The 9,314-nt window shown below is 61.9% G+C and carries 13 protein-coding genes; 6 read left to right on the top strand and 7 right to left on the bottom strand.

Translation table 11 applies throughout. The features are described 5' to 3' along the window. Window positions 1-152: 152 nt before the first annotated feature. From RAH32_RS20950 to RAH32_RS20940, 3 genes are all read left to right on the top strand, one after another. On the top strand, window positions 153-785 hold the full coding sequence (locus tag RAH32_RS20950; protein WP_306610341.1) for a hypothetical protein: 633 nt from the start codon (window positions 153-155) through the stop codon (window positions 783-785). Beyond that, window positions 769-1,341, top strand: a complete 573-nt coding sequence (locus tag RAH32_RS20945; protein ID WP_306610340.1) for a hypothetical protein — start codon at window positions 769-771, stop codon at window positions 1,339-1,341. The genes RAH32_RS20950 and RAH32_RS20945 overlap by 17 nt, the downstream gene beginning before the upstream one ends. A gap of 759 nt (window positions 1,342-2,100) precedes the next feature. Then, window positions 2,101-2,646 carry a hypothetical protein gene (locus RAH32_RS20940; RefSeq protein WP_306610339.1) on the top strand — a complete coding sequence of 182 codons (546 nt, stop codon included), beginning with the start codon at window positions 2,101-2,103 and terminating at the stop codon, window positions 2,644-2,646. A gap of 51 nt (window positions 2,647-2,697) precedes the next feature. Here RAH32_RS20940 and RAH32_RS20935 read toward each other — a convergent pair whose 3' ends face one another. From RAH32_RS20935 to RAH32_RS20915, 5 genes are all read right to left on the bottom strand, one after another. Then, window positions 2,698-2,940, bottom strand: coding sequence for a hypothetical protein (locus RAH32_RS20935; RefSeq protein WP_306610338.1), 243 nt, complete (start codon window positions 2,938-2,940; stop codon window positions 2,698-2,700). A 150-nt stretch (window positions 2,941-3,090) separates the two neighbouring features. Then, window positions 3,091-3,549: an MgtC/SapB family protein gene (locus RAH32_RS20930; RefSeq protein ID WP_306610337.1), complete on the bottom strand. Its 459-nt coding sequence runs from the start codon at window positions 3,547-3,549 to the stop codon at window positions 3,091-3,093. Window positions 3,550-3,987: 438 nt separating this feature from the next. Continuing rightward, on the bottom strand, window positions 3,988-4,611 hold the full coding sequence (locus tag RAH32_RS20925; RefSeq protein ID WP_306610336.1) for a hypothetical protein: 624 nt from the start codon (window positions 4,609-4,611) through the stop codon (window positions 3,988-3,990). A 289-nt stretch (window positions 4,612-4,900) separates the two neighbouring features. Then, entirely contained in the window at window positions 4,901-5,455 is a 555-nt protein-coding gene (locus RAH32_RS20920) for a hypothetical protein (protein WP_306610335.1), read from the bottom strand. 79 nt (window positions 5,456-5,534) lie between these two features. Beyond that, a complete protein-coding gene (locus tag RAH32_RS20915; RefSeq protein ID WP_306610334.1) occupies window positions 5,535-6,020 on the bottom strand; it encodes a hypothetical protein in 486 nt (161 codons plus the stop codon). Between the two features lie 524 nt (window positions 6,021-6,544). Here RAH32_RS20915 and RAH32_RS20910 point away from each other — a divergent pair. Both RAH32_RS20910 and RAH32_RS20905 read left to right on the top strand, forming a co-directional pair. Beyond that, a complete protein-coding gene (locus RAH32_RS20910; RefSeq protein WP_306610333.1) occupies window positions 6,545-6,910 on the top strand; it encodes a type II toxin-antitoxin system RelE/ParE family toxin in 366 nt (121 codons plus the stop codon). Beyond that, a complete protein-coding gene (locus tag RAH32_RS20905) occupies window positions 6,907-7,242 on the top strand; it encodes an XRE family transcriptional regulator (protein WP_306610332.1) in 336 nt (111 codons plus the stop codon). The genes RAH32_RS20910 and RAH32_RS20905 overlap by 4 nt, the downstream gene beginning before the upstream one ends. A gap of 6 nt (window positions 7,243-7,248) precedes the next feature. On the opposite strand, the gene RAH32_RS20900 is transcribed toward RAH32_RS20905, so the two are convergent. Both RAH32_RS20900 and RAH32_RS20895 read right to left on the bottom strand, forming a co-directional pair. Next, complete coding sequence (locus RAH32_RS20900; protein WP_306610331.1) at window positions 7,249-7,812, bottom strand: hypothetical protein; 564 nt, start codon at window positions 7,810-7,812, stop codon at window positions 7,249-7,251. Further along, window positions 7,809-8,060, bottom strand: a complete 252-nt coding sequence (locus RAH32_RS20895; protein WP_306610330.1) for a hypothetical protein — start codon at window positions 8,058-8,060, stop codon at window positions 7,809-7,811. Before RAH32_RS20895 ends, RAH32_RS20900 begins: the two co-directional genes overlap by 4 nt. A 155-nt stretch (window positions 8,061-8,215) precedes the next feature. On the opposite strand from RAH32_RS20895, the gene mobQ reads away from it, so the two are divergent. Further along, window positions 8,216-9,280: a MobQ family relaxase gene (gene mobQ / locus RAH32_RS20890; RefSeq protein ID WP_306610329.1), complete on the top strand. Its 1,065-nt coding sequence runs from the start codon at window positions 8,216-8,218 to the stop codon at window positions 9,278-9,280. Window positions 9,281-9,314 lie beyond the last annotated feature (34 nt).

The following is a 9,314-nucleotide window of genomic DNA, read 5'->3' as shown; positions in this document are numbered from 1 at the left end:
TGGAGCTTGTGAAGGAGCGCGAGGCCCATGCGCGCCGGGACGACGAGCTGGGCCACGAGTTGTAGCCTGCGGAGCCGGGCAGGCCCGCCCCTCCGATCTGTGAGGTCTCCGGGGCGGGCCTGCCCTCTGTCGCTTTGAACCCAATTGCAGCCATGTTGCCACCGATCTTAACCATCTTGGAGAATGAGATATTGATAAAGACATTAATTCAAGCGGTCGTAATAACATTACTTTCCATTGAGCCGTCAGCATCAAATGATCTAAATATCCGTTCTTTCGACGAAAAGATAAATGAACTAACTTCTGCCCTGAACGAAGAACTATCGAAAAACGACCGCAGGCTTGGTGATTTTCTATGGAGCACTGAAGTTCAAGGTGAATATTTCGTATGGAAGGCAATCAGGAAAAGCCCTGATTGCCGTGATAAGAACTTTCTGGAAGTTGAGAGGGTTGGCATTATAAATATATGCTCTATGGAAAAAGATGGGAGCATAATCATTCGTGATTTTGAAGGCGGAGACTCTCTAGATTTTTCCTACAAAAGCTATCCAGGATTGCCAGCCAAGATACGAACATTGAGCCTAGATAAGTCAGTAAAGAGCACAGAAGAAATTGTATCAATGTTCACGCATCATGAGGCAATTGCAGTTAGTTATGAGTTCTGCACGGGAGAAAGAACAGTTTCGTTCTACCGAAATTTTTCAATGCGCTTGAGTGACGCAGATGCCGTGCTCAGCACATTGAAAAAGTTAACGCAAGTAGTTTGCAATGTCTCCAGAGGATAAAAAAATAACTGTCCCGGTCGGAGGGACATTTTTTGCAACCTTTATGATCGCTAAACTGCTGTATAATTCTTTTCCAAATAATGATTTAGTCAACTATGTTGGGCAAAACATAAGACACTATCTGCCTGTCTTAGAAAAGCGCTATAATTACTCGTTTGAAGCGTTTGGATTTTCCTCTGCAAACTGGCAAGTGACGTTCGTTGCGGGTATGATACTAGTTTGCGTTGCGAGCTTCTTCTACTCATTGCTTGTCAGGTTTTCGCGGTCCGAGTTACTCATGATGCGCACTCGTTACGCTCCCACAAAAAAACGCTCAGTAATTGCTCTAATCATAATCTCTACAGTCACATTAATGCTTTTTGTTATTGTTGTGTTTTTTCCTTGGATGCCAAAGTTGATTAGTGAACCTAGTCGATATGGGCCGCTTTATCGAGTGGTCCCAGATGGAGTCTCTTGGTCTAATGGCTGGGATGCCTTGCTTTTATACGCGGCATCACAAACAGGTGTTTTCATCAGGGGATTGATCGTGATTATGAAACCTCCGCAATGCAAGTGATATCTGGATTCAAACTTTGACGTGCACAACGAGCGTTGAAGAATGGCAAGGATTCTATCGCGCCGACTGAGCGGCACGGGCCTTTCCGCAGGAACGGCAAGCAGAGGAGCGTGCCAAGGCGCAGGAGATCGTCCACGAACGTGCCCCTCGCGATGACGCAGCTGGATAATGGGCTGTAGTCTATGAGCCGGGCAGGCCCCAGAACGTTAGCTCGTGGTCGACCTAGCGGCGCGCGATGATCATGGCGACTGCTGCACGATGCTGCGACCCAGCGGAGGGGAGCCAGTTACCGGGCAGGGAGTAGGCCCGGTAACTGGCAAAGACTTCGCAGCTGAAGTCCGACTTGATCACTGTCCAAGTCGATCATCAAACCTCTGCAAAGCTCTATCTGTTCCCGGGCCGGCAGACCTCGTGAAGCTCCTTGGAGCTCGACCCTGGACCTAGAACGGCCAGATGCGCCGCCTAGCGGTGCTTGAGGAAAGCCTGGAACGGCACAGGCAGCATCTCACATGGGTTCGCCTGAGATGGGTGTTGTGTTTGAGTGGCGAGAGGCCGTGTAAACATGGCGTAACTCCTGCCATGTTTCCGCCTTCAAACGAGTAACTTTCCGAAGGGCACTCCAAGGCTCTTCTGCAAGCCTCTAGGGCGCGCTGCGAGCCTTCTTGGATAGTCTGCCAGCTTACCCTATTTGGCCCTTTCTACGGCTCTGCGGGCGCTCTGGTGGGGCTGGCTCGACAGCTTGCAGGAAAGGAGCCTGCTATGACCGCCCAGCACCTGACCGAAGACCAGATCCAGCGCATGATCGCGGCCGACCCTGACGCCCCCGAAGCCAGCGCGGACCAACTCGCCCAAGCCCGGCCATTCCGCGAGCTGTTCCCGGCCCTGCGGATCGTGGAGCGGCCGGCCTTGCAGTTCGCCGCGGTCGTGCTACCCGCCCCTGAAGGCTGGGAGAGCTGGGGCCGGATGCGCGTCACGGCCCTGAACTACGGCCCGGTGTCTGCCGACCTTCGCCAAATCTGTCGCCAGGTGCGGTTGGGCGGGCGCATTGTCTCGATGCTGGAGGTGGCCCATTACAACGAGGCGACCCAGAGCGAGAGCTGGCCGCCCCGACCGCGTGGCGGAAACTGCCGCTGCTCGGACGTCAGCGAATATCGGGTTCCGGTGGGGGATGCCGCCCAGCCAGGCACAGTGTCCTTCGATGTGCTGATCCGACCTGGCAGAGGACTGGCGAAGCTCGGCTACAAGGTCAAATACCGCTGGACCGACCAACCAGACGAGATCCTGACCGGCATGGTTCGGCCCTGAGAAAGCTGATCGTCCCTCAAGCGACCCCTGGCGCCAACTCAGAAACGAACATCAGGAGCGACGGGCCTGCTCGCGCTGCCAGGCCAGTTGGCGCAGAATGGCCGACGAGTTGCCCTGGGCAATGACTGCGGCCGGCAACGCCATTGCGATCTGGAAGGGCAGGAGCATCAGCGCGTCCAGGCGCGGGGCAGCCCCAGCCTGTGCCAATGCACGCGGTCCCTCTGGGGCTGTGCTGGGCATTGCCTCCATGTCGGCCTCAAACTGCGGGGCGTTGATCTGGGCGTGGTCAAGCATGTCGTCCTCAAACTCCTTGGGGGCGGAAGAAGGCTCTTGTCTTGTCTGCCTGCGCCTGCGGCAGGCCGCGCGCGCCTGTTACCTAACCAGCGCAGCTTGGCAGGGTTTCCGCGGTGGATGAAGAGCAGAATCCAGAGCACCAGGTGTGCCTCACGCGTCATCCTCTTCTGCAGACTTAACGGCAGTCGGGTGTTCGATCTCCGGCTTCCCATCTGGTCGGGGCTTGAGGCGCGGCAGGGCAATCAGCGAGATTACCGTCAGAAGGGCGATCACCGCGCCGACGTCATAAGAGCCGAGGCCTACTGCCGTGCCGATGGCGCCCGTGGCCCACAGGCTTGCCGCTGTTGCCGTGCCCTTGACCGAGTTGCCGTTCTTGAGGATCGCTCCACCGCCGATGAAGCCAATACCGGTAATGAGGCCTTCGATAACGGCGGAGATGGCGCCTGGCTCGGCGCTAAGGCGCACTTCGGCCGCTTGGACGAAGCCACAGCAGGACACCGCAACCAGGGGAAAGGTCCGCAGCCCTGCGCTGCGCTCCTCACGCTCGCGGTTCCAGCCAATCGGCAAGGCGAACAGATAAGCGATAGCCAGAACCGTGAGATGCGGCACCAGATCCAGCTGTTCCAGCGAAATGATGCGGTCGAGTATAGCGGCTCTCCTGAGAGGTCTGCGTATCGAGGTGGTATCGAGGCCGGCGTCGCTCCGTAATCTGAGCTGCGGTCTGGCAAACTGCCCCTGCCCTATGCGGCAGGGGCAGCCTCAGGAGGAGGAGAGCCTGTGCGCTTTGCCTCTACAGCCTCAAGGCAGGAGAACGGCCGGGAGTTCCTCAGGCAACCCGAAGCCCCAGCTTCTTACCGGGCAGGAGCCGATGTTCTTCTCAGGCGCGCGCCTGACCCTCAAATTATATGCGGGTTCCCGCTTGGTCCCGGCTTCGTTCGGGAGGGTGGAAGCGCACAACCCCCGGCTGATCCCCCGCCTTCCTGAGGAACTTACCATAACACCGGTTACGGGACGGACAGCCCCTCGGGGTTGAGCTGGAGGGGACGATCAGCTGCGGCGCCAGGGCCACCAGCGGCGGGGCGGGGAGGTTAGGGAGGACGCGGGAGCGGGGGCCGGGACCGGAGCTGGCGGGAGAGGGGTTGGTGGGGGCATCAGGGCGCGCATCTGGTCCAGTTCGCGGCGCAGGTCCGCTAGGTGCGCGGCATGGGCAGCAGCAAGCTCGGTTTTTGCGGCACGCTCGACTTCCAAGGTTTCGCGCAGGTGCCCGATCTCCTTCTCGGCCAGTTCACGGGCGTGGCGAGTCTCGCGTTCGGCCTCGATCTTCAGGCGCTCGATCTCCCGCAGGGCTTGGGCCAGTTCCTGCTCGGCGGTGGCAAGCGCGCCTCCTGCCCGTCCTGTCCTGGTCGCTGTCCTTGAAAGGGCCAAGGACAGCGAAGGACGTTCTGCCTCCTCACTGTCCTTGCTGTCCTTAGGTGTCCTTTGGTCGATAAACTGTCCGGTGTCCGGGTCCACCTTGAGGGGGAAGACGCGATGCAACTCGGCCGGATCGATCTCGTATCCACCGGCCTCGTTGCGCTCGGCAGTCAGTCTTCCGTCGTTGATAGCAGCATGAATTGTGGTCTTTCCACGTCCCGCCAGCTTTGCTGCCTCGCGCAATGACAGCTTGCTCATGTCCGCCCCTGACCTGTCCGGTGTCCTGTCCCGGTATGAGGGCCATCGTGTTCATTGTCATGTCCTTTTCTGGTGTCCCCCTGGACAGGGAAGAATAACGGCTTAATAGGACACACGAAGGACACGTTCTAGGACACGGGCAGGACAACAAAAACCGGCCTGCACGAGGCCGGTTTAGGATGGTGACGCGTTGGGACAGGGGTGCCCGTGAGAAGCTGCAGAGTGGCGTTGACCTATGCAGCACCTAACGTTCGTCTCAAGCCCAGCCAGCGCCAGCCGGGCTCAATTCTTAGTTCGCACTGTCAGGATAGAACAGCTTGCAGCCGCAATTAAGGTCAAAGCGCTTGCCGTCCATCGTCAGACGGGCAGACTCGATCCGGCCAGACTGGGTCACCCAAGGCAATCGTTGTGCGCGAGCCAGCACCGCCTCCGGATGCGGGCCGCCGGCAAGGCGCGGCTCTTCCTTACTAATGAATGCCCCGTCCACACCCTCACCCAGAATCGGCGCGACATATCCGGTGGCATCGGGTGGCGGCTGCGGCAAGCCTGGGGCATTGATTGGCCCCCCGAGCCATGCACCGGTCCCGGCCGCACAATCAAAATAGGCAACGATGCGTTCGCCACTGTCACAGACACCGTTGTGGAACTGCTGCCGGATAATTCCCCCGCCAAGATCCATTACCGCGTATGAGCTGACATATTGAGGACTCTTGGTGTCGGTGTAGCTGATCGTGCACTGCTCACCGTAGGTGACAGACGGCTTCGTCACTGCAATGGGCGTGCACGCCAGTGCCCCCGCCGGGGCAGTGCCTGCCAGGGCAAGCATGGTGAAGATTGCCCTCATAGCCCCTGTCCCGGGCTGGGGCTTGCACATCTCGGCGCGCATCTTTTGAAGCAGGCGGATGGCGTGGTTCTCGGGGTTGTCATTGGTGATCGGCTCCTTCGGTCTCTTGCCGGTCGAGAGCGGGAAGGTCCGGCTCCATACCGTCAAAGAACGGCTGCGACACAGGCGGCAGGCCGGGGCCGCTGGGTAACTGGCGCTCGCCAGGATGAAGGGTTGGAACTCGACGCAGCGGCTCTTGATGCTCCAGCTCAGCGGCGTCGGGCTGCTCGTCATCCGAGACCACCACAGCTGCGCTAAACAGACTGTAGCGGATGCCGTCGCGCTTGCCGCTCCATACAACCCGATCATTCAAGACATAGGCGTTCACCGTGCCGCGTCCGCCGATCTGGCGCATCTCAAGCCAGCGGTCGGCCTCCAGCACCCGCAAGGCATCTCTCACGCCGCGCTCGGATGCATGGGCAAGTCGAGCTAGGTTCTTCTGGCTAATAACTGCCGCGTTATGGTTTCCAACCCGCGCTGTGAGGACGTGCATGATCTTCGCGGCCAGCGGTGACTTGTCGATCAAGCGTGCCCATGCCTCATGCGCTGCCCGTTCGGTCTGAAGCCAAGTCCCGCGATGGGGTCGGCGGTCGATCAATTCGGCTCTCGTCATAGGCACCCCGCCTCCAATAACTGGAAGTAGACTGCCGGGGGTGCGGCAGTCTGTCAATTCCTATTATGGGAAGTAAATCTCCCATTACTTGCTTCAGACTGCCGCACCCCCGGCAGTCTAGACTGCCGCACCCCCGGCAATAGCTATTGCCGGGGTCCACCCTGTAAGCGATTGATTTCATTGGCTGCAGAATCGCTGCCTTCTTATGATCTAAAGGACGGCAAAAAATCCACAGTCCGGGCGCGCTTGCGCGCCGGGGGGGCGCGCCCCTCCAGGGAGCTGGCGATCCCCCGCCCTTGGGACGGGCTGTGGAGTTTTTGTCGGCCTACCGCTGGCGGGGCCATTGAGGCCCCGCCAGCGGTTCGAGGGGGGTGCGGGGGGAGACCCAAGAGGCTGCGATGCCTTGAAATATGCCCTGGGAGGCATAATATGCCTTGATGGCTTGGGAAATCGAATACACCGACGAGTTCGGAAGCTGGTGGGCCACGCTCACCGAGACCGAACAGGAGGACGTGGATGCCTATGTGCAGCGCCTTGAGGCCCGTGGTCCCAATCTGCCCTATCCGCACTCCAGCGGGATCAACGGCAGCCGGCACGACCACATGCGCGAGCTTCGGGTGCAGAGCCACGGGAACCCGTTTCGGGTTTTCTATGCCTTCGATCCCCGGCGCACGGCGATCCTGCTGATCGGCGGCGACAAGACGGGGAACGACAGGTTCTACGAAGAGATGATCCCGGTGGCCGATGATCTCTACGATCAGCACATCGACGCCCTCACGGCAGAAGGATTGATCAGGAAATGACCGGACGCAGTTCTTTTTCGACGCTTCGCAACCGGATGTCGCCGGAGGCGCAGGAGCGCGCCCGGGCCAAGTCCGAGGCGCTTGAGAGCGAAATGGCCTTGGCCGAGGTGCGCCGCGCCATGAAGCTGTCCCAGGAGGAGCTGGCGGCGATCCTCCACATCAACCAAGCGTCCGTCGCCAAGATGGAGAAGCGCACCGACATGTACATCGGGACGCTGCGGCGCTTCATTCAGGCGATGGGGGGCGAGCTGGAGATCGTGGCACGCTTCCCCGACCGTCAGATCAGGATCGACCAGTTCAGCCAGGACGCTGCGGAAGTGGTCGCCCGCTGATCCAGGTCATTTCCGCAGTTGTGATGGGTGGGTGATCCAGAAGCCGCAGTAGGAGCTGCCATCGTCGCCCGTCACCACGGTTCCGCCCGCGCCTTCGCAGAAGATCCCCGGATGCTCTCCGAAGGCACGGGCATCGGCACGTCCCTGCAGCCAGAAGTGCCCCAGAGCGCCCAGGAGGGCCCCCAGGGCGACGAGGCCGCCCGCCACGGCGAAAACCCCACCCGACCAGTAGAGGGCCTGCCGGCTGCCTTTGAGCGTCTCCAGGCGCATCCGGTTGGCGGCCTGCCTGACCTCGTCCTGGAGCCCGGCCACGGCCTTGGCGGCCCCGTCCCGGGCCGCCTGGAGGTTGGCCTGGTAGCTTCGGTCGATGACGCGCTCGGCTGCATCAAGGACTTTCGCGCTCCGGTCCTGGGCCTCCTGCACGGAGGCCTGAACGGCGGCGCGCAGGGCAGCGGCGTCCTTCCTGGTGGTGGCAGTGGCGGTGAGGACGGTCACGTCCTGGCGCAGGAGCCGGATTTGGTCGGTCAGGTCGTTGATGACCTGGGCGGGGCTTTTGGGCGTGTCGCTCATGCCTCGGCCGCCTTGGCGTCGAGGTCGGCGAGCAGCCCGGTCAGCTCCTTCTGGTCGACCTCTCGGGTCGCGTTCTTGCGCAGGGTGGCGGCCATCCAGCGCGCGATCTTGGGGTCTTTCAGGGCCTCGGTGGTGACGATGGCCCCAACAATGATCTTGCGGCGGGTCTCGGTGGCCTTGGCGCGGGTCTTAAGGCGGGCAAGCCGAGCCTGAGCTTCCGCAATCTGCTGGTCAATGGTGCGCGCCATTCCGCTGTCCCTTGTTCGTCCAATGGTTGCCAGACTGGCCCCTGAGCAGCTAGGCTGCAAGGCACGAAGTGCCCACTTATACAAACGCTGCGCGTTTGTGTGGGCAAGGGAACTCTCGCGTTTCCCTTGAACCCTTAGCGAAGTGCAGCGCGTTCATGGCGATCTATCACCTGCGGGCTTCGATGATCTCCCGCTCGGCCGGGCGCAGCGCCACGGGCGCGGCCGCCTACCGCTCCGGCGAGCTGATCCACGATGCGCGCACCGGGCTCGACTTCGACTACCGGGCGCGCAGCGGCGTGGAGCATGTCGAGATCCTCGCCCCCGCCCATGCGCCAGCGTGGGTCCATGACCGGGCCGCGCTGTGGAACCGGGTCGAGGCCGCCGAGACCCGCAAGAACAGCCAGCTCGCCCGCGAAATCCGCGTGGCCCTGCCGGCCGAGCTGAGCCACGACGAGCGGGTGGAGCTGGTCCGCGACTTCTGCCAGCGGTCCTTCGTGGACCGGGGCATGGTCGCGGACATCGCCCTGCATGCGCCGGGGCTGACGGGCGACGAGCGCAACCACCATGCCCATATCCTGCTGACCACCCGCGAGATCGACGCCGAGGGGTTCACCGCCAAGAACCGCGACTGGAACGCCGTGGCGGTGCTGGAAGACTGGCGGGAAGCCTGGGCGCAGGACAGCAACGCCGCCCTGGAGCGGGCCGGTCACGCGCTGCGGATCGACCATCGCACGCTGGAGGCGCAGCGCGCGGAGGCGCTGGAGCTGGCCGCAGAGGCGCGGGAGCGCGGCGACGAGGTCGAGGAGCTGGCGCAGACGGTGCGGGCCGTCGCGCTGGACCGGGAGCCGTTGCCGCAGCTCTCGCTCGGGGCATGGCAGCTCAAGGAGCGCGGGATCGAGGTCGCGGCGGTGCGGGTCTGGCACGAGGTCCGGGAGCGCGCCCTTGAGGTCGGGCGGGTGGCCCAGGAGCTGGCCGGCCATGCCCGCGCGTGGCTCGGGCGGGTGGCCGAGCGGGCGCTGGAGGCGCTGGAGCCGGCGCCCGATGCCTGGGGCGAGTTCTTCGCCGAAGCCGCAACTGGAGGGTTGCGCGACGACCTAGCGCGCGATCTGGACCGGGAGCGCCAGGTGGCGGAGCAGGCCGAGCGCACCCGCCAGCTGGAGCTTGTGAAGGAGCGCGAGGCCCATGCGCGCCGGGACGACGAGCTGGGCCACGAGTTGTAGCCTGCGGAGCCGGGCAGGCCCGCCCCTCCGATCT

The organism is Paracoccus yibinensis, assembly GCF_030846195.1.
Lineage (GTDB): Bacteria > Pseudomonadota > Alphaproteobacteria > Rhodobacterales > Rhodobacteraceae > Paracoccus > Paracoccus yibinensis.
The sequence above is the reverse complement of the archived record's forward strand: the minus strand, read 5'-3'. Positions and strand labels throughout refer to the sequence as shown.